This is a genomic window from Maridesulfovibrio sp. (assembly GCF_963666665.1).
In the GTDB taxonomy this organism is placed as follows: domain Bacteria; phylum Desulfobacterota; class Desulfovibrionia; order Desulfovibrionales; family Desulfovibrionaceae; genus Maridesulfovibrio.
Map to the genome: position 1 here is coordinate 1,312,742 of NZ_OY762999.1, position 19,999 is coordinate 1,332,740.

Here is a 19,999-nt window from a genome sequence, read left to right on the forward strand (position 1 = left end):
AATCAGATTAACCAAAAGCGCGCAGCGCATCAAAACAAGGCCTCCGGCAAGACCGCCGGAGGCCTATTATATACTAGGATTCCAGTCTAAGCAGGTCTTCGTAAGATTCTCTTCTGCGGGCCATGATGACATCGTCGCCGTCAACGATGATTTCAGCTGCACGCAGGCGAGAGTTGTAGTTGGAAGACATGGTAAAGCCGTAGGCACCGGCAGAGAAAACAGCAATAAGTTCACCCTGTTTCATTTCAGGCAGCATACGGTCTTTGGCGAGAAAGTCGCCAGACTCGCAAATGGGACCGACAACATCGTAATCAATTTCAGGACGATTGTTCTGGGTAACCTCTGCAATGCGGTGGTAAGACTGGTACAGGGAAGGACGTACCAAGTCGTTCATAGCCGCATCAACAATGAGAAAATCCTTGGTCGGAGTCTTCTTGGTGTAGACAACTTCACCTACGAGAATACCTGCGTTACCGGCAATGACACGACCGGGTTCAAGTATCACTTTAAGTCCTTTGTCGGCCAAAGCTTTGCTCAGTGCTTCACCGAATTCTTTGGGATGAGGCGGTTCTTCTTCATCATAAGTGATACCCAGTCCGCCGCCGAGGTCGAGATGTTCGATCTCAATACCCATTTCGCCAAGCTCAGCACGGAATGCGAGCAGCTTGTCGAGTGCTTCAAGGAACGGTTCGATGGTGGTCAGCTGGGAACCGATGTGGCAGTCCATGCCGATAGGAGATACGTTGGAAAGCTCCTTTGCGGTCTTGTAGGCTTCTTTGGCTGTTTCCATATCCAGACCGAATTTGTTCTTTTTCATCCCGGTAGAAATGTAGGGATGGGTTTTGGGATCAACGTCCGGGTTGATGCGGAAGCTGATGCGCGCGGTCTTGTTCATGGATTCGGCAACTTCATTGATGCGGTGCATCTCGCCAACGGATTCAACGTTGAACATGAGGATGTCGGCCTTAAGGGCTTCAGCAATTTCGTATGCTTTTTTACCTACACCGGAAAATACGATCTTGCTTGCAGGGACGCCCGCTTTAAGAGCGCGGTAAAGTTCACCGCCGGAGACAATATCCATACCTGCGCCCATTTCAGCCAGAAGCTTAAGCACGCTCAGGTTGGAGTTTGCCTTCACTGAATAGCAGGTCATGTGATCGAGTCCGGTAAATGCGGAATCGAAAGCTTCAAAATGTCTGCGCAGGGTAGCTGCGGAGTAAATATAGAGCGGGGTACCGTACTCTTTGGCAAGTTCGGTGATGCTGATATTCTCAGCATGCAATTCATTATTTTTAATTTCAAAATGATGCATTGTGGAAGGACTCCATTATAAAGATTAGGGTGCAGCTGTGTATACGTCGGAAATTACTACTCCAAGTGCGTCGTAGACATTGCGTCCTACAACTCTCCAACGATAGCTTTTAGCGGGATCAAGTCCACATTCGCTGAATACGAAGGTGGAGCCGTCAGATTGAATGCCTTCGGAACCGGGGGTAAAATCTTTCCTGATAGCCGGGAAGAAAGGACATGTAGGACAGCCTTCGCCCGGTCCGGAACCATCGGCTTGAAATTGAAGGCTCAAATTGTCCACATTTTTATATGCGCCGTCAACCTTTACTACTACTTTAAGACATTCACCAACGCGACGTCCTTCAACGGAAGCAAAAGTGTACAGATCTTCACTTTGCTGCGGGGCAGGCCACATCTTAACTCCGCATCCAGCAGTTGCCAGAAGCATGAGGGCGAGGACGGCCAGCAGCAGTTGTTTTTTGAGGATATGAAATTTCATTAATTTTCTCCCAGTGATTTTTTCCACTGATTCAGAAGGGTAAGGGCTTCTATAGGTGAAAGTCCGTTTACATCAAGATTGCGCAGCTCTTTGATAAGTGCATGATCTTCAGGCGGAGCTTCATTCTTTTCATTACCTGTGCAGATCATTCCCGGTAGGATTGATTGCACGGACAGCGCCTGACGTACAGGATGACCATTCACATCCTGCGATTTTTCTTCAAGATTCGCAAGAATTTCCCTCGCCCTGACTACTACAGGTTTGGGTACCCCGGCAAGCTTGGCCACCTCGATACCGTAACTTTTATCTGCCGGACCGGGAACCAGCCTGCGCAGGAAAAGAATATCACCTTTCCATTCGCGTACCGCAATATTGAAGTTGCGCAAGCCGTCAATCACTCCCTCGAGGGATGTCAGCTCGTGGTAGTGGGTGGCGAAAAGGGTGCGGATACCACCCCTTGCCCGTTTGGAAAGCTCTTCAACAACCGCCCAAGCCAGCGCAAGGCCGTCAAAGGTTGATGTGCCGCGTCCGATTTCATCGAGAATGACCAGACTGCGTTTGGATGCCTGACGCAAAATGCGGGCTGTCTCCATCATTTCAACCATGAAGGTCGACTGCCCCTGAGCTAGGTTATCCGAAGCGCCAACACGCGAAAAAACACGGTCCATCAGTCCGATGCGTCCGCTGCTTGCCGGAATGTAAGAACCGATCTGGGCCATGATTCCCATAAGCGCCACCTGGCGAAGCACGGTAGATTTACCGGCCATGTTCGGTCCGGTAATAAGCAGGATACGCCGTTTCTCATCAATGGTCAGGCTGTTGGGAATGTAGTTTGCCGAACCTTGAACGGCTTCGACAACAGGATGACGGCCTTCTTCGATGACCACTTCCATACCGGGATGGATTTCCGGGCAGGACCATCGGTTGGCCCGTGCTGCTTCAGCAAGTCCCTGCCAGAAGTCAATAGCGGCTATAGCATCAGCCATGAATACGAAACGACTGCGGTTTCCGGCAACATTTTCGCGTATTTGCTGAAATAAATTATATTCCAGTGTCTTGCGTTTATCTGAAGCTGAAATAATCTTTTCTTCCAGCTCCTTCAAGTCCGGGGTAATGTAACGCTCGCTGTTTACAAGGGTCTGACGCCGTTCAAAATAATCAGGAATCTGTCCCTTAAAGGCTTTTGAAATTTCAAAATAGTAGCCGAAAACCTTGTTGAATCCCAGCTTGAGCTTGGGCAGGTAGTTGGCCTTCTTTTCCTTTTCCAGCAATTCAGCAAGGGTTGATTCGCCGTGCTCGGTCAACTGGATAAGTTCGTCCAGTTCCTCATTGAAGCCGGTTTTAAAAAGCCCCCCTTCTGTGATGACCGGAGGAGGGGAGTCCACGAGGGCATGCTCCAGAAGCTCGGCAACATCGGTCATGGAATCCCATTTATTGACGATAGTCTTCAGAGCCGGAGTAACTTGATTCTCATCATCTATGCCGGAGACTGCTTCATGCAAAATAAAATGAATCGGAGGCAGAGTTTTTAAACTCTGACGCAGGCTGATAAAATCTTTAGGCGTAGCGCGTCCAAGCACCACACGGGTTGAAAGCCGTTCAAGATCGTAAACTGTATCAAGATGCTCGCGAACCTTGGCGCGTAAAGAATCCTCATCGTGGAAAAATGTAACTGCACGCTGATTATGTTCAATTGGCGAAATTTCCCGCCAAGGCTGTTTCAAACGCACCGAGAGAAGACGACCTCCCATAGGGGTAATGGTTTTATCCAGAACATTAAGCAGCGTGCCTTTGCCCTTTTTACCATCCAGTCTTTTGAAAAGCTCAAGGTTCCTTTCGGTGACCTCGTCCAGAATCATAAATTTGGTCAAGTTCAAAGGCTTGAATTCGCCAAGATGGTTAAAATCCTGCAGCTGTGTCTGGCGAAGATAAGAAATAAGTGCCCCGCATGCTCGAGTCAGCTGGGGTTTGTCTTCAAGGTCCAGTGAATCAAGGTCGGCAACATTCTGGGCTTCAAGTATGTTATCCTTGGCAGATTTATAACTGAAGTATCCGGCAGATGGTGCAGGAGCAATGCGGGCATCTATATCACCGTATTGCCCGGGGATAGTCTTTCCCTGCGGAAGAATCAATTCCCGGGGATTGATCTTCATTGCCCATTGCCAGAGGTCGTTCTCGCTTTTGCTCTGGATGCCGCTCCATTGACCGGTGGAAAAATCCATCCATGCCAGACCGCCTGCGGATTTGGCTTCATCCCAGAGTAGAGCGGCAAGGTAATTGCTGTCCTTGGCAGAAAGGGTATCGTCTTCAACCACGGTACCAGGAGTGTAAACTCTTGTAACACCACGTTTTACCAATCCTTTGGTCTGCCTGGGATCTTCAAGCTGATCACAAAGCGCAACGGTATAGCCCTTTTCAATCAGCTGTGAAAGATAGGCCCGGGAAGCATGGTGCGGAACTCCGCACATGGGAATTTTTTCCTCAGAATTGGGATTACGGCAGGTCAGGGCGATCTGCAATTCTCGCGCTGCTATTTCAGCGTCCTCAAAGAAAAGTTCGTAAAAATCTCCCATACGGAAAAACAGCAGAGAATCAGGGTGTTCAGCCTTTATCTGCATGTACTGCTCGAACATGGGAGTGAGTTTCTTTTTGCTCACAATAATATATCTGGGGCTTACTGGTTCAGTTCTTTACGGAACGAAATTGAATGCCAACTGCGGCATCTAGGGCAATTGAAAAATATTCTATCCCGCTTTAGGCCACAACTGGAACAGGTAAATCTTTGCACCTTTCGCGCAATATTAACAAAAAAATCCAGTTGGCTTTTGAAGGATGAGGTCAGTTCCTGCTGCCCCTGAGCAATTTTAAACAGTTCCAGCCGTGCCAGCCAGAAATTCTGGTTAAGCATCAGGGTCTTTTCAAGCCACACCCCGGCTTCGTCCTGTTTTCCGCAAAGCTGCAGGAGTCTGGCCCCGTAGTAATGCATGATTACATCCGGGTCTGACTTGGAAATTTCTTCAACCATCACTTCATAAAATAGATAGTTGCGGTCACTATCCTGATCCTTGCAGTTAATGGGAATATCCCCGAAAACAAGAGAGTCTGCGAGCAGACCTTCGATAAGGACAAATTGCAAATGCTTGGGTACCTGAGCAAGTGCGGAATTGAATTTCTTTTTAAATTTGTCCAATGAGCCTTCCTGCTTTAATCTGGTAAGTACCAGCAGCCAAGACTCAACAGAACTTGAGGAAATTTTAAGAGCTTTTTTCAGGGTGCGCCGGGCAAGGGCATCTTCGCCTTCAGAAGTATAATCTTCCGCCAATCGGGCAAGGTAGTGCGCTTCCTGTACAGGCTGTTTCAGCATGGAATAAAATGCAGCAGCTTTTTCAAATTCCCTGCCTCCTGCGGCCAGCTCAGCCAGCTCGGTCAGAATTTCGGGGGAATCACCTGCAATTTCGCGGGCTTTTTCAAAAGCATTAATCGCACGGTCCAAAAAACCGCCGCGGCTGAAATCACGCCCCAGCTCGTAGAGGGCGCGGGACTTTATCGCCGGGTCCAGACCGGGGCGAACAATCAGGCTGTTCCTGATTTGGGCGGCACGCTCAATCTCACCCTGAGAACGGTAGAGGTTACCGAGGGCGAGGTAGATTTCAACAGCTTCCGGAGTATCCTTAACAACCTTACTGAGTTCATCAATGGCTGCACGGGTGTCGGCAAGCCCGGACTTACCTTTTCCGGCTCCAGACAAATATGACGGCGCCCGATTATCGGACGCCGTCATTTTTTTCTTTTTAAATACGCTTAAAAAGGACACGTATACTCCGTAATTATGCGCTTACTTATTCAGCAGGCTTCTCTTCGCTAGCTTCAGCGGAGGGATAGTTCCCCTCATCGAGGGGGAGGTTGCGGAGAGAGTTAACTTCCTGCTCAAGGTTAGCCATTCTGGTGCGACAGGTACGAAGCTGTCCGGAAAGACGAATCTTATCAGCCATGAAGTAGAGCAGGCAAAGAACGGAGCCTACAGCAAAAGCAATCAGGATTAACAGGTAGTACGGAAGAGGCTGGCTCATGAACTTGTAGCTGAACAGTTCGATGGACAGAGTTACTTCCTTAGAAAGTTCGGGGGTATTCTGAATGAAAAATACCATGGAAAGGAAAAAGAGAACTACCAGAGCCAAAACCTTCAAGTAACGCATGAAACCCTCCTTAGTGTTACTTAACGACAGCAGCTGTCAAATAACGGCTTGAGCCTTTTATAAGTTGAAGACAAGTGATCGGGAATAACGTTGGTTTCTCCGAAAACTGCCATAAACGATGCGTCCCCGTTCCAACGGGGCACCAATTGGAAATGGAGATGGGCGGCGATCCCAGCTCCTGCTGCTTCCCCTATATTCAGGCCGACATTAATCCCCTGAGGGTTGCATGCCTTTTCGAGAATATCGCAGCTTATGGTTATATATTTCATGATCTCGGAAGCTTCCGCTTCATCAAGATCAGTGAGTTTACTGACATGCCGGTAAGGCGTAACCATCAGGTGACAGTTGTTGTAAGGAAATTTATTCATGATCACAAAGCAGTATTCAGCTCTGTGCAGAATTAATCTTTCCTCATCTTCGTCAGTGTGTTTCGGAATGCAGAAAACACATTCATCCGGCTTTGGACCAAGAATATAGTCCATTCGCCACGGAGCCCATAATACGTCCATCTGTAAAACAACCTTTACAGTATCTTCGCATAGCAGAGAAGATACTGTCTGACTGTCCTGCTAAACTTTGGAGCAGGCATTGTTAGCATTGTCTTTTCTCAAACAATATTAATTTCCAGTAATTAAATACCAGCTAATTATCAACAATAAATATGAAAAAAAGAGCCTAAACGCGAAAAAAACATCCACAAACGGCTTTTTATCCATGTCAATCGAAAAAGTCCGCATGTTCTACACGTGTTGCAGGTCAAGGGCAAGGGAAACAAAATGTTTATACCTTGAGATATCGTATAAACAGCTATTTATATTACATGCTTTTTGTGTTTCCTAATTTGCTAATCTTATCCTTTAAAAAAATGAGTTGTTCATCTCTTCCTTTCAATTCTCCATCAAGGCAGGCCAGCTTAACCTGATTAAGAAAATCGGAATATAAAGGGCCGGGTTCGAGTCCTAACTCCTTTAAATCCTCGCCTGTCACATCAATTGTTTTAAGCCTTAAGCTGGTTAAATACTGCGATACGTATTTTTTAATCATTTCCCGTTTGGTACGGGCCATAATGAAAAGAACTCCCTCAAGGGGAACAGGGCTGAGCGTTTCATATATTTCACTGGGCTTCATCTCCTGCTTAATGTTCATAATGTTTCCGGCAGCCCAGAAAATAGTATCACGAAGATGGATGAATTCACGGCGTTCACTGGGAGAAAAGCTGAAACGGTCATAAATCTGTTCCATCTTTGCCTTGGAAACTCCCATGCACATGGCTAGAAAATATGTTTTCCAAACAGAAAGGGGCGGTTCAAGATAAAGCAGGCTGTACCAGCTCATAAGCCTTTCAAGTTCGGCAATTACTTGCGAACGTGCGGAATTAAGCTCCATTAAAGGATGTATGGCTTGGAGCACGCCCAGTTCATTCATGCGTTCAATGCTGCGCAGGACATTTGCTTCATTTAATATAATGCGCATTTCATGGGTCAGGCGATAGCCGGAAAGTTTATTAATTAGATTCAGCTTGAGAGCATTCTTAATCAGGTTGAGAGTCTGTCCGCCTATTTTAAAATCAAAACGCTGCTCGAATCTGATAGCGCGCATGATACGAGTGGGATCTTCTACAAAACTCAGGGCATGCAGCACGCGAATTGTTTTGTCTTTCAGGTCCCGCTGGGAACCGAAAAAGTCGACCAGTTTACCAAAATTGGATGGATTGATGTGCACAGCAAGGGCGTTGATTGTGAAATCGCGGCGGTACAGGTCCATCTTTATTGACGAAAGTTCGACAGTAGGCAGGGCAGCCGGATACTCATAATATTCGAGTCTGGCGGTCGCCACATCCACCCGCTGACCGTCGGGAAGGATAACCACTGCTGTCTTGAACTTACGGTGATATTTAGCCCGACCATCCATTTTCTTGGCCAGTTTCTTGGCAAAGGCAATCCCGTCACCTTCAACCACAAGATCAAGGTCAAGGTTGCTTTTTGTCAGGAGCACATCACGAACAAATCCGCCGACCACGTATGCTTCGGTGCCGATTTCAGCAGCCATTTTCCCCGCAGTCTCTAGGATGTCGAGAATCTTATTAGGCAGACGGTTGCGCATGATATTACGGATATTGCGTTCCTGTTTCTTGTCCGGAAACAGGGATTCAGGAATACGCGCAGGGTCCTGTACCAGCATATTGATCAGGTCTGTTCTGGTTACAACCGCTTCAACTCGGTCATTTTCCACCACCGGAACCAGCCGTTGCTTCTGACCAAGGATAATTTCCATAACCCTGTGCATCCCGGAGTCGGTTTTGATGGATGAAAAAGGTTGCTGCATATAAATCTCAACATCCACATCACCTAGGTTATGGGATAACGCCTTGTCCGCAGTCTTTTGCTCCAATAGACCGACAACGCGCATATTTTCCATGCTGTCCACCACAGGTACACCCTTAAGGCTGTATTGAGTCATCCGTTCTACAGCTTTGGATATGGTCATATCCCGGGGAATTGCCACCGGAGGCTTAGACATAATTGATTCCACGCTCAAACGGGGAGTAACCTTGGAGTAGAGCAGCGCGAAAAGCTCATCGCGAACTTCCGCCAATGTGCGGTCCTTGATGGTTGCAGATGCAGCATAGATATGCCCGCCGCCTCCAAAATTTGCACAGATGGCACCAACGTCAATATCAGGGGTCCGGGAACGGGCCACCAGATGGATGCGATCGTTCATGCGGCCCAGAGCAAAAAGAACCTTGATATTTTCAATGTCCATGAATTTGTGAACCAGCACGGAAAAATCTACTACATATTCAGCTGTGCTGATTTCAGAAATGACCACATCCAGATCATTAATGGTATGGGTTGTCGCGCCCTCAAGCAGCCGACCAAGAAGGGTAATCTGTTGTGCAGAAAGATCACGATTGAGCAGATCGGTAATTACATCCAGTTCCATTCCGTTTTTGAGCAGCCATTTTCCAGCCTCAAAATCATGCTCAGTGGTGGAATTGAACATAAATGAACCTGTGTCTTCGTAAAGCCCCAGACCCATGATAGTGGCTTCTTCCTGATTGATTTCAATTCCTTTCTCACGAATTTCATGAGAAAGGATTGCAACGCTTGATCCCCATGGTTTTTTGATCATAAATTCAGGATCAAGGTCGCATTCAGACTTCATGTGGTGGTCGTAAATATGTATTTTCAGTCCCGGATTATTGAGAATAGGATCAACATGAACAATTCTTTTACGCCGTGAGGTATCGACCACAACCAGAAGCTTGACGGCACTCTTGTCTATTTCCTTCAAGTGCTTGAAATTGAAAAAATATGTTGCGCTTTCCATATAAAAATTGCGCAAATTTTTTTCCTGACTTCCGGGGAAAACAAGGGTTGCTTCAGGATAAAGCTTTCCGGCAGCAACAATAGCGGCCAAACAATCGAAATCCGCATTTACATGGCCGGTAATTATTGTTTCCGCTTTTATAAGGTTTTCATTTTTTGACATTCTTAAAATCTCACATTACAGAACGTGGGTGAAAGCGTTTATGAAGCTGGACCAATCTTCCGGCTTGAATATGTGTGTATATTTCTGTAGCATTGATGTCTGAATGACCGAGAAGCAACTGGACTGTACGCAGATCCGCACCGCCATCCAGCAAGTGGGTGGCAAACGAATGCCTAAAAGTGTGCGGAGATATTGGACGTTTTATACCTGCTTCCAGTGCGAACTTCTTGATCAGTTTCCAGACACCCTGTCTGGAAAGTCCTTTTCCTGATCTGTTTAAGAAGATGTTCTTGACCTTGGGATTAAAAGCAGGACGCCAATCCTTAATGTATTGGTTTAAGAAATTTTGCGCCACATAATGAATCGGCACCAGCCGTTCCTTGGAACCTTTGCCGAAAATGATGAGAACTCCGGTTTGAGGATCAAAGTCTTCAATGTTAAGATTGATCAATTCGGAGACTCTCATTCCGGCTGCATAAAGCAGCTCAAGCATAGTTCGATCGCGAAACCCGAGTTTCTCGGTCAGCTTGGGCAAAGCGAGCATGCGGCCGATTTCCTCCGGTGATAGGAACTCAGGAATCTTTCTGGGGAGCTTTGGGTTTTCCAACAGAGTTGCAGGGTCTTCTTTAATGAATCCCCGCGACGTGCAAAACGCAAAAAATCCCCGCAAAGACGAAAGATGCCTCGCCAGCGAGGTTGATTTCAATGCTTTTGACCTTAGATATGTAAGGTAGAGCAGCAATGTCTGACTTGTGGCGTCTTCTATTTTCGCGGACCTATCTTCCAGAAAAGACTGAAAAGACTCCAGATCACTCAGATATCCACTAAGGCTGTTTTCCGAGAGACCACGCTCAATGAGCAGGTACTCCAGATAACGGTCGATCCATTGGTGTTTACAGGATGTATTGTTTTCATTCTCGGTCATATCCATTACTCATTACACGTATGACCGCGACTGCTCAAGGTGATTGACAGCGCAAACAAGCACATTTAAAGAGTTTTGATAATATTTTAACCAAAAATGACAGGAGCATACCGAAATGCCAGAATTTAAACTTGCCGACAGGCTCGCCACACTCCCCCCTTATCTCTTTGCTGAAATTGACAGACTCAAAGCTGAAGTAGCAGCTCAGGGAGTGGATATCATCAGTCTCGGCATTGGCGATCCTGACCTTCCGACTCCCGATTTTATTATTGAAGCACTGCACAAAGCAGCTCAGAATCCGGTTAACCACCAGTATCCTTCTTATGTTGGTCTGCTGACTTTCCGTCAGGCAGTTGCTGACTGGTACAAGGAAAGATTCAACGTGGACCTGGACGCAACTAAAGAAGTTGTATCTCTGATCGGTTCCAAAGAAGGTATCGCTCACTTCCCGCTGGCTTTTGTTAACCCCGGCGACCTCGTGCTGGTAGCTTCTCCCAACTATCCGGTTTACCCGGTAGCATCCGGCTTTGCCGGCGGTGAAGTGGAAATTATTCCTCTGCTTGAAGAGAATGATTTTCTGCCCGATCTCGACGCTATCAGTGATGAAAAATGGGATAAGTGCAAGATTATCTTTGTAAACTACCCCAACAACCCCACATCCGCGACCGCAACACCCGAATTCTACGAAAAGCTGGTTGCCAAAGCCAAGAAGCACAATGTTATCATCGCAGCAGACGCAGCTTACACCGAAGTTTACTATGATGAAGACAAGAAGCCCATTTCCATTCTGGAAACTCCCGGCGCAAAAGATGTGGCCATTGAATTCCACTCCCTGTCCAAAACCTACAATATGACTGGTTGGCGTTGCGGTATGGCAGTAGGTAATCCCTCACTTGTCGCCGGACTGGGAAAAATTAAAGAAAATGTCGACTCCGGTATCTTTCAGGCTGTACAGGAAGCCGGAATTGTTGCACTTAAAGAAGGCGAACCTTACGTTAAGGAATTCCGCAAGATCTACAAAGAGCGTCGCGACTGCGTTGTTGAAGCTCTGGAAAAGATCAACATTTCCTGCAAGGTGCCAGATGCTTCCATCTTCGTATGGGCTAAAACTCCCGAAGGTTACACTTCTTCCGAGTTCGTATCCAAGCTCCTGAAGGAAACCGGTGTTGTTGTTACTCCCGGTAACGGCTTCGGCGAATCCGGTGAAGGGTATTTCAGAATTTCGCTGACAGTTGATACCGACAGGCTCAAGGAGGCAGTATCACGGATATCCAAACTGTAAAGGTCTACGTTAGTCTTGGTTCAAACATTGGAGACACTGAAGATAATTTGAATCAGGCTGTTGCTAGACTGGAAAAATATGAAGGTATTGATCCTGAAGTCTGGTCTGAAACTTATGAGACCGAACCTCAGGGATTGAAAGATCAGCCGTGGTTTATGAATCAGGTGGTCCGTTTCGACGTTGACCCCGAACTCTGGTCCGCAGAAGGTTTCCTTTCAACACTGCAAGCAGTAGAAGGGCAGATGGATCGGGTAAGGGACGTTAAAAACGGACCCCGGACCATTGACCTGGATATTATTCTCTTTGGAGACCGAGTCATTGAAAGCGGGAATTATCTCACAGTTCCCCATCCCCGGGCTTTGGATAGAGCCTTTGTGCTCCTGCCATTGACTGACATTGATCCGGAACTCGTCTTCCCAGACGGTACTTCCGTTGCTGACGCTCTGAAAAAAATTGATTACCGCACTGAAGGTAATAAGATTTATCAGGATTAATTCTTGGGCCGCACCTCCTATAGGTGCGGCCTTTTTTTATATTGAGGTGTTGAATTTATGGTAAAATTTATTGTTATCGCAATTGCTGCTTTTGTTATGTGGAAGCTCTTCAGCGGCGATCAAAAAAAGAAACAGGATCAGGCCGGCAAGGATTTTAATAAAAAGGTCAAGACAGGTGAAATGGTCAAAGACCCTGTCTGCGGGGCCTATGTGCCCAAGGACGGCGATATTCGAGTCCGTAACGGTGAAAAGGTCGAGTGCTTTTGCTCCTTTGAATGTCGCGACAAGTATATCAAAAGCCTTGAGGCTGACAGCGGCGAGTAAATCTTCGCAATATTTTCATGAACCCTTTTGACTTAGTTAAAAGGGTTCTTTTTTTGGGCATGAAAAGCGGGGAGGGGAGTTTCATGAAAATCTACCTAAGAACCTGTTCTCTTTATGAAGTACGAAACGCTGGAGAATACGGTCTCATTGACGGAATCAACTTACTTACTGAGAACGGCAATGAAAAATGTGTCGCAACGGATAATGATTCAAAAGCGATCGTAAGCAATACAAACGGCCCTGTCTTTGCGATGGCAGATGGCAGGAGCTCTGAAGAGATTCTCGATGATTCCTTAAAATTATTACAGTTAAGTCCAAATATCGTGATCAGCATTAAAGCTACACTTGAAGGTTTTAAGGCTTGCAAATTACTGACGACTAAAGATGTGCCTGTAATGTTCAACGGACTGAATAGCATCACCAAAGCCCTAATGGCAGCAAAATCAGGTGCAGATTTTGTCAGTTTCGATGTGAAAGGATTCAAGCAGAAACATGGCGCTGATTTCGAAGTCCTGACTCAGACAGTAAAGTTGATTCGCGAATATGGACTGCATACAGATGTGCTGGCAAATGTGTCCGGCGAATCAATCGACTTGGATTCAGTGATCGCGACTGGAGTTGATGGACTGGAGATTTCGTTTACGGGTTTGATGAAGTTTTTGGAGAACGACAGTTAGCGTCAAGTTAATCATTGTATAAATTTTATCATTTTGAGCCTTGTCTGATTGATAGCAGACAAGGCTCTTTTATATTCAAATATTACGACCGCCAAATTTGGCTTCTAAGCGTTTTAAAAATGTTTTCCAAGACTCACAGTCTAAACAGTTATGAGCGAGTTTAAAGACGAAAAAAATTAATGACCATTGAGTAGGTTCAGAAGAAAAGAGTGAACTTGGCCAAGATTGCCCGTATTTTTTGAAAGATAAAGAATTTTAATCATATCATATTGATATTACTATCCTTATACAATTGTCTCATAATGTAAATTATGTAAACTTTGCAAAATATAAGCGATAAAGTTGATACAATTTAGGACTCCACCTTTATTCTCATCGATAAGTTTACATTTAATTTAATATTAAAATTTAGTTAGTTAATATTTATCGAATCAAAATTCATGTTTTATCATTAATTATTGAGCCACTAACTAGGTTGTTGATAAAACTTTGTTCCTTTTAGCGATTAAATTTGCCTCTTGAGACGCTTTTCTTTATCTCAGTGGTAACTAATAATTCACGTTGAATTGAATTCTAAATCCATGAGGTTTTCATGAGTTTGAGACTTAAGAAAAAGATATTGCCTTCTCTTCTGGCTGCGGCTGTTTTGTTCGGGGGAAGCGGAAATGTATTCGCTGCTTCATCCAGCAAGACAGCTTCATTTGAAACATGGCTGGAAAAGTATGGAGCGTGGGATATTCTGGAACAGAACTATTCCCAGACCGGAGATACTCCTGAATTGATTTTGAAACGGGCTGAAACAGCTTTCAATCTTGGTCGCTATTCAGCATGCCTTGAAACTCTGCAATCAACGCCGGCTTTTGCTGACAAAACTCAGGAAATCACCAGACTTTGGCTTGGTGGTAAATGCCAGAGAGCTCTCGGAGATCCGATAAAAGGAGTAATCTGGTTCAGCCAGGCTGCACGCTTGATGGATCAAGATATCATGTCCACTAAATTCAAAGAGGATTCCTACCTTAAAAGTATTTGGTTTGATGTCTGGCGTTCCCTTTACTGGGGGTATCGAGCCACTCCTGAATCCGCACTGGAATCACGGAAGATGCTTCTAGAGCAAGCATTTAGTCAGGCTGAAAAAGTATGGCCCACAACCTACTTTATCATTAACAGTAAATCCAAGCTTGAAAGTTTGAACGGTACAACCGAGAGTCTTCCGTCTGTGAGCAATTCTACCGCTGTTGCGGACTCAGACCGTGTGTTGATTGCCCAGTCTTTGGCAGCAGCCAGTATCGGCGAATGGTCAAAATCAAATACCGCTTTAGATGGAATCTCCAATTCTACGGTTCAAACTTTTTGGAAATCTGTAAACCAGCACTTGGAATCCGGAAAAGCTCCCGAGACAGTTTCTATCTTTAATGAAGAGAATCTCATCCGTCCCGCTTCATTCATTAAAGCAGGGGTTTTAGAACCGGCAATCATCTCCCCTACCCTTTGGCAGCTCGGCGCTCCGACATCGCCTGCATGGAATGTTTTCCGAAAGAAACTAATGGAGATGGACCCACAAGAGGCTCTTGAAACCATTGACCGTGAAACAGGGTCACTCCTGCTTTCCAGTGATCTGGTTAACGCTTTGCAGAATTATCGCCTGGCATTTGCCTTTTTGACCGGGGACATGGAGCTGGCTGAAAATGTTCTGAAGCGTCTAGACAAGGAAACCCTGCCCATGAGCCTCAGGATTGCCAGTGGAATTGCTTTCAAGCTGCCTTTGTCCAAAGTTCTCAGTTCTGCCGATTACGGGAAAAATGAGCATCTTTTTATAATTTCCGGATTAAGTGAGGCCGCAGGTATTGAGTATTTCAGCGACATTAACGCTCCTTTTTGGAAGACTATTTCATCCAAAAATATCAACAAAATTATCAACACCAATCCACTGGACAGATTGCTTGTTTTTGCAGACCTATCAAAACAGGCTGACCAAAAACAAAGTACACAAATTGCCCGGCGCTGTGCATTTCTCTTTCCTAAGTCCAAACTTGGAGCTGAAAGCTTTATTTACTTAGCGGATCAGGCAGCACAGAAACGTGATTTCAACCTGTCTGCATATTATTTGAAACGCGTTGATCAGGATAAGTTTGGGCCAGAACTTCGTCTTAAGTGGCTTTCCGCTGCAGTTGCCTATGATCTCGCAACCGGAAAAGACGATAAAGCCATGAATGCCTACAATGAAATTCTTCAGTCCGGTGGAACTCTTCCTGCTGAAAAGGAATTGAAGCTTGCGTTGATGATCCAGCAGAAAGGGGATCTAAAAAAAGCTCAAGCGATACTTGAAAGAATCTGGTCCGGCCGCGATCAATTGGAAAATGACGAACTACGTGCAGAAGTGCTCTTTTGGATTGCTGAAAGTGAGCATGCTATCGGGAAAAAAGAAGAAGCTCTCAAACACTACCTGGAGCTTGCTTGGGAATTTCCCGAACAGAATATCTGGGCAGTGACCGCCATGTATCGCGCTTCCATGATTTATGAGCACAAAGGACAATTTGAAACAGCAAAACGGTTCCTGAAAACAGTCATTAAACGTGCTGACCGGAAGGCTCAAAAAGAAGCCGCTCAGGCCAGACTTGATGCCATCGATACTAAACTGGCCAAAGTCGGAGCAGGAAAAGAAGTTAGCTTTCCATTTTAAAAGATGCCTCCGGCGGTTCTAAACCAAAACAACAAAGGCCCTGCTAAGATATTTAGCAGGGCCTTTAATTTTAACTTAAAATTCTTAGTACTGTTCCAACCATGGTGGTGACGGCAGTCTTGATGGTCGGCTCCGGCGGAGGGTAAAACTTGCTGTTATGAATGGACGGCGGGTTAATTCCTTTCTCATGGAACATTGACATTTCTTCAGCAGATGTAGCCCCGGTAAAAAAAAGACAAGAAGGAGTTTCTTTCACGCCGGCTGTTCTGAACAGTGAAAAGTCTTCACTGCCCATGACCATTTCTGCTTCATGCACTTTGTCTGCGCCAAGGTATTCCGCGGCAGCTTTGCGGACAATATCTGCTAATCCACTATCATTAGTTGTTGCGGGCAGATCGCTTTCATCATCAAATTCAACTATGGGCAACAAATCTTCAGGCAGCCCCATAGACAAGCCTTCGTATTTACAGATTCGCTTCACTGATTCAAAAATACGGTCATGCCCTTCTGAATTGCAAAATCTTGCGGTAACTTCCATGACTACTTCGCCGGGAATAATGTTGGCCCTTGTTCCGCCATGGATGGAACCAACGGTGACAACAGCTGGATCAAGAGGACTGAACTCTCGGCTGACAATGGTTTGCAGCGAAGTTATGATTCGAGCGGCGAGCACAACAGGATCAATACATTCCTGCGGAATAGCGCCATGCCCCCCTACTCCGCGAACGGTAATTTTCAGTTGGTAGGTTCCGGCCATGATCGGGCCGGATTTGACCACAATATTTCCGGCTTCAAGTTTAGTGATAACATGAGTGGCGAGACAGTAGTCAGGAGCACCGAATTTTTCAAACAGCCCCTGTTCAATCATTGCCCGCGCACCGGACATAGATTCTTCTGCAGGCTGTCCAACAAAAATAATTTTTCCGCTCCAGCTTTCTCGGGATTTAGAAAGCACTCGAGCTGTTCCCACAAGGGAGGTCATATGAACATCATGCCCGCAAGCATGCATCACACCTGTATCATTGCCGGAAGGATCTTTACCTCTTACGAAGCTGACGTACTCAAGTCCGGTTTCTTCGGTGATCGGCAGTGCATCCATATCGCCACGAACCATAACGGTCGGGCCATCCCCATTTTCCAGAACACCGACAACACCGTAGCCACCAAAATTTCTGGTCACAGCAATACCGCATGCCTCCAGCTGATCTGCAACCAGTTTGGAAGATTTTTCTTCTTCACGCGAAAGTTCAGGATTAGCATGCAGGTGCTTGTAAATTCTGACTAAATCATCCAGTTCAGTTTGAACCAGTTTGGTCAAATCCATTGAAGTTCCCTTTTGATCTACTAGTCTTTGTCTTTAGTGTTGCGGGCGGAAATTTCAGTATGTGCCCTACGCTTGGCATCGTCGAGAATAGGATGAAGAAGTCCAACAATGTTGCGGACATTGAGATTTTCAGCTTCTTTTGAACAGAGCAGAACATCAAGAGCATCCAGACCATGGAAGATGTAATCTACGCTTTTTTTAACATCACTCATTTTGAAACTCCTTTAAATGAAATTGTCTATATTTACAGGCAGGTTGAATTGTATTGTCTGTAATCTGCTATGTCCATGAAAATTATCGCATCAGTCGTTGCCAAATGGTTGAAAAGAGAGAAAAGTTCCCATATATTAATTTATAACAATCACTTCGCATATAAACACATTGGAAAATAAGCTGCAAGATGTCATCTATTCTCCCTATTATCCGCAAAACACTTCAAGCCCTCGCTGACCCTGAACGCGCACCGGCTATGAAAAAATATATGAAATCCGAAATGGATTTCTATGGCATCAGCACTCCCCTTCGCCGCAAATCTTGTACTCGCATTTTTAAAGAATTTGAACCTTGGAATTTTGATAAGTGGCAAGCAGCAGTGCTGGAGCTTTGGCGCGAAGCTGAATTTCGCGAAGAGCGATACAGTGCTTTAGATTTGATAGACTGGAAGCCCTGCCTAAAATTTCATACGTGGGAAGCTCTGCCCATGGTGGAAGAAATGATAGTCAACGGATCATGGTGGGATTACTGTGATGCCTTGACCGGACCACTTGCAAATATCTTGCGGGCTGAACCAAAACGAATGCGGTTATTGATGCTTGAGTGGTCAACTGATGACCACATGTGGAAACGTCGTTCGTCCATTCTTTGTCAGCTCCGCTTCAAAGATGAACTAAATTTCACTTTGTTGCAGCAATGCATTGAGCCTAATATCGATTCAAAAGAATTTTTCCTACGCAAAGCCATCGGCTGGGCATTGCGGGATTATGCATGGACTCATCCGCAAATTGTGAAAGGCTACGTTGAAGCAAATACGGGGCGACTTTCAGGTTTAAGCAAGCGCGAGGCTTTAAAGAATATGCATAAGCTTTTGTAGCCGCTTTATCCTCTCGTTTGGCCAAAAAAATATCTATTGCCGTACAAACGCAAAAAAGGGTTGAAGCTTTTGCTTCAACCCTTTCTCTGTTGCATGGTGCCGAGGGGGGGATTCGAACCCCCACGGAATCTCTTCCACTGCCCCCTCAAGACAGCGTGTCTACCAATTCCACCACCTCGGCCCGAGGTGAACAACGCGTTACCGCGTCGTGTGAAGAAGTGTTTACGTAAATCTGCCACCATTGGCAAGATGTTTTTGTTAATAATTCCAAAAAAAGTTTAGACTGTATTTTTATCAATAATTTCAGCAACTACCCATTTGAATACCCAATCAGAAATTGAAAAAACAATTTAAATTAACCCAACAAATATTCAATTTTTTCGAGCAACACCGATTTGGCCTAAAATTCAATTCTGACGAGCTATCCCCTTTGGTGCAACACCGCACAAGAAAAATGCTAAAAAATCAATTCTGAGCCAAATCTGAGAGTGATATTTTTTGCAATTAATTATACCTTTCCGCGTGTTCTGTGGAAATCAAACTCCATGTGCAAGAGTGGAAACGGCTTGCCCTGACCATCCAGAGCGGACCTTCCTACAACACGAAAGCCAATATGCTCGTAAAATCCCAAAGCCTGAGGATTCTGCTCATTAACGTCAACTTTGGTGACAGCTAAATTGTCGATGACATATGCACATAAAGCCGAACCAACGCCCTTCCCCCTGCTTTGCGGATCAACAAAAAGCATTTCAAGATTTCCTTCAGCTACACCACAAAAGCCTAGAATCTTTCCATGTGAGTCATTAACACACTTCAATTCAACTGCATCAAAATACTGCTCTAAAATGAGAGGCCTTAAATATTCAATATCGCCGTCAGTAAGGAAATCATGGGTCGCACGGACAGATCTTTCCCAAAGCTCAATCAGGTCACTATAGTCGGTTTTAGTTACATCTCTAATAATCATTTTTACTCCACATATGAAAAAAGGGTTGAAGCTTTCGCTCCAACCCTTTCTCTGTTGCATGGTGCCGAGGGGGGGATTCGAACCCCCACGGAATCTCTTCCACTGCCCCCTCAAGACAGCGTGTCTACCAGTTCCACCACCTCGGCAAGAGGTGTACAACGCGTTTCCGTGTCGTGTGAAGAAGTGTTTACGTAAATCTCACACCCTTGGCAAGATGTTTTTTATAATAATTTGAAATTAATTTGATTTGGTTTTTATCAATGAAATCAGACCACAAGAATTAAGTTTTAAGCTTGCGTGCTACTCTGGTTTCGTCATTAAACTCCCAGAATTCAACATCGCTTGGGATTAGATGATAATTCGTCTTGATATAATATTCAGCTAGAGTGCAATTATGCTTCGGGCAAAAATCTCGTAGCACAAACATTATTTTTCTTAGCCCAGATGGCGCTGTTACAAAATAATACATAGCTTCATTCCATGTAGTCAATTTCGCACTTGGGACATTTCCTCCGGAAGTCCATTTATGCGATTTGCATTCAACTATAACTTTTTGCTCAGTGCATCCTAAATCAAATGCATGATCTTTTATTTTGGCTATATCGATGCCGATAGGAAATTTGATTGAACGGACAAGTTTTACTCCTTGTGATTCCCAAACAATCTTTAGCAGCAAATTCAAACGCCCTCCCAACGTGAGCATTGGAAAGAGACCCCTTACGCTGAAATGGTTTGTCCTGATCTGACATGATGCGACTC

Annotated in this window: 18 protein-coding genes and 2 tRNA genes; 6 read left to right on the forward strand and 14 right to left on the reverse strand. The window is 45.3% G+C overall.

The window, feature by feature from the left end:
* Positions 1 to 73 precede the first annotated feature (73 nt).
* The 8 genes from lysA to xerD all read right to left on the reverse strand — a co-directional run bounded on the left by lysA (position 74) and on the right by xerD (position 10,402).
* Positions 74 to 1,312 (reverse strand): diaminopimelate decarboxylase, encoded by a 1,239-nt coding sequence (lysA, locus tag ACKU40_RS05825; protein WP_320175580.1) that lies wholly within the window; start codon positions 1,310 to 1,312, stop codon positions 74 to 76.
* A 24-nt stretch (positions 1,313 to 1,336) separates the two neighbouring features.
* Positions 1,337 to 1,789 carry a hypothetical protein gene (locus ACKU40_RS05830; RefSeq protein ID WP_320175581.1) on the reverse strand — a complete coding sequence of 151 codons (453 nt, stop codon included), beginning with the start codon at positions 1,787 to 1,789 and terminating at the stop codon, positions 1,337 to 1,339.
* Positions 1,789 to 4,446 (reverse strand): DNA mismatch repair protein MutS, encoded by a 2,658-nt coding sequence (gene mutS, locus ACKU40_RS05835; protein WP_320175582.1) that lies wholly within the window; start codon positions 4,444 to 4,446, stop codon positions 1,789 to 1,791. The genes ACKU40_RS05830 and mutS overlap by 1 nt, the downstream gene beginning before the upstream one ends.
* Before the next feature lie 17 nt (positions 4,447 to 4,463).
* Complete coding sequence (locus ACKU40_RS05840; protein ID WP_320175583.1) at positions 4,464 to 5,537, reverse strand: tetratricopeptide repeat protein; 1,074 nt, start codon at positions 5,535 to 5,537, stop codon at positions 4,464 to 4,466.
* A 91-nt stretch (positions 5,538 to 5,628) separates the two neighbouring features.
* Complete coding sequence (locus tag ACKU40_RS05845; protein ID WP_320175584.1) at positions 5,629 to 5,985, reverse strand: LapA family protein; 357 nt, start codon at positions 5,983 to 5,985, stop codon at positions 5,629 to 5,631.
* A 20-nt stretch (positions 5,986 to 6,005) separates the two neighbouring features.
* Positions 6,006 to 6,494, reverse strand: coding sequence for an HIT domain-containing protein (locus ACKU40_RS05850; protein ID WP_320175585.1), 489 nt, complete (start codon positions 6,492 to 6,494; stop codon positions 6,006 to 6,008).
* Positions 6,495 to 6,801: 307 nt separating this feature from the next.
* Positions 6,802 to 9,477: a CBS domain-containing protein gene (locus ACKU40_RS05855; RefSeq protein ID WP_320175586.1), complete on the reverse strand. Its 2,676-nt coding sequence runs from the start codon at positions 9,475 to 9,477 to the stop codon at positions 6,802 to 6,804.
* A 10-nt stretch (positions 9,478 to 9,487) separates the two neighbouring features.
* On the reverse strand, positions 9,488 to 10,402 hold the full coding sequence (gene xerD, locus ACKU40_RS05860) for a site-specific tyrosine recombinase XerD (RefSeq protein WP_320175587.1): 915 nt from the start codon (positions 10,400 to 10,402) through the stop codon (positions 9,488 to 9,490).
* 115 nt (positions 10,403 to 10,517) lie between these two features.
* Between xerD and ACKU40_RS05865 the strand changes: the two genes are divergently transcribed.
* From ACKU40_RS05865 to ACKU40_RS05885, 5 genes are all read left to right on the forward strand, one after another.
* Positions 10,518 to 11,684 (forward strand): LL-diaminopimelate aminotransferase, encoded by a 1,167-nt coding sequence (locus tag ACKU40_RS05865; RefSeq protein ID WP_320175588.1) that lies wholly within the window; start codon positions 10,518 to 10,520, stop codon positions 11,682 to 11,684.
* A 47-nt stretch (positions 11,685 to 11,731) separates the two neighbouring features.
* Entirely contained in the window at positions 11,732 to 12,178 is a 447-nt protein-coding gene (gene folK / locus ACKU40_RS05870) for a 2-amino-4-hydroxy-6-hydroxymethyldihydropteridine diphosphokinase (RefSeq protein ID WP_320175589.1), read from the forward strand.
* A gap of 57 nt (positions 12,179 to 12,235) precedes the next feature.
* A complete protein-coding gene (locus tag ACKU40_RS05875; protein WP_320175590.1) occupies positions 12,236 to 12,502 on the forward strand; it encodes a transcriptional regulator in 267 nt (88 codons plus the stop codon).
* 83 nt (positions 12,503 to 12,585) lie between these two features.
* A complete protein-coding gene (locus ACKU40_RS05880; RefSeq protein ID WP_320175591.1) occupies positions 12,586 to 13,179 on the forward strand; it encodes a transaldolase family protein in 594 nt (197 codons plus the stop codon).
* Positions 13,180 to 13,771: 592 nt separating this feature from the next.
* Positions 13,772 to 15,859 (forward strand): tetratricopeptide repeat protein, encoded by a 2,088-nt coding sequence (locus tag ACKU40_RS05885; RefSeq protein WP_320175592.1) that lies wholly within the window; start codon positions 13,772 to 13,774, stop codon positions 15,857 to 15,859.
* A 70-nt stretch (positions 15,860 to 15,929) separates the two neighbouring features.
* On the opposite strand, the gene ACKU40_RS05890 is transcribed toward ACKU40_RS05885, so the two are convergent.
* The gene (locus tag ACKU40_RS05890) at positions 15,930 to 17,183 is read right to left on the reverse strand and encodes an amidohydrolase (RefSeq protein WP_320175593.1); all 1,254 of its coding nucleotides are present in this window, start codon (positions 17,181 to 17,183) and stop codon (positions 15,930 to 15,932) included.
* Positions 17,184 to 17,203: 20 nt separating this feature from the next.
* Positions 17,204 to 17,395, reverse strand: a complete 192-nt coding sequence (locus tag ACKU40_RS05895) for a hypothetical protein (protein ID WP_320175594.1) — start codon at positions 17,393 to 17,395, stop codon at positions 17,204 to 17,206.
* 188 nt (positions 17,396 to 17,583) lie between these two features.
* Between ACKU40_RS05895 and ACKU40_RS05900 the strand changes: the two genes are divergently transcribed.
* Positions 17,584 to 18,273 carry a DNA alkylation repair protein gene (locus ACKU40_RS05900; protein ID WP_320175595.1) on the forward strand — a complete coding sequence of 230 codons (690 nt, stop codon included), beginning with the start codon at positions 17,584 to 17,586 and terminating at the stop codon, positions 18,271 to 18,273.
* 94 nt (positions 18,274 to 18,367) lie between these two features.
* Here the strand turns inward: ACKU40_RS05900 and ACKU40_RS05905 are convergent.
* From ACKU40_RS05905 to ACKU40_RS05920, 4 genes are all read right to left on the reverse strand, one after another.
* Positions 18,368 to 18,454: transfer RNA gene (locus ACKU40_RS05905), tRNA-Leu, on the reverse strand.
* A gap of 327 nt (positions 18,455 to 18,781) precedes the next feature.
* Positions 18,782 to 19,240 (reverse strand): GNAT family N-acetyltransferase, encoded by a 459-nt coding sequence (locus tag ACKU40_RS05910; protein WP_320175596.1) that lies wholly within the window; start codon positions 19,238 to 19,240, stop codon positions 18,782 to 18,784.
* A 59-nt stretch (positions 19,241 to 19,299) separates the two neighbouring features.
* A tRNA-Leu gene (locus ACKU40_RS05915) sits at positions 19,300 to 19,386 on the reverse strand.
* Positions 19,387 to 19,520: 134 nt separating this feature from the next.
* Positions 19,521 to 19,922, reverse strand: coding sequence for a hypothetical protein (locus ACKU40_RS05920; RefSeq protein WP_320175597.1), 402 nt, complete (start codon positions 19,920 to 19,922; stop codon positions 19,521 to 19,523).
* Between the last annotated feature and the right edge of the window lie 77 nt (positions 19,923 to 19,999).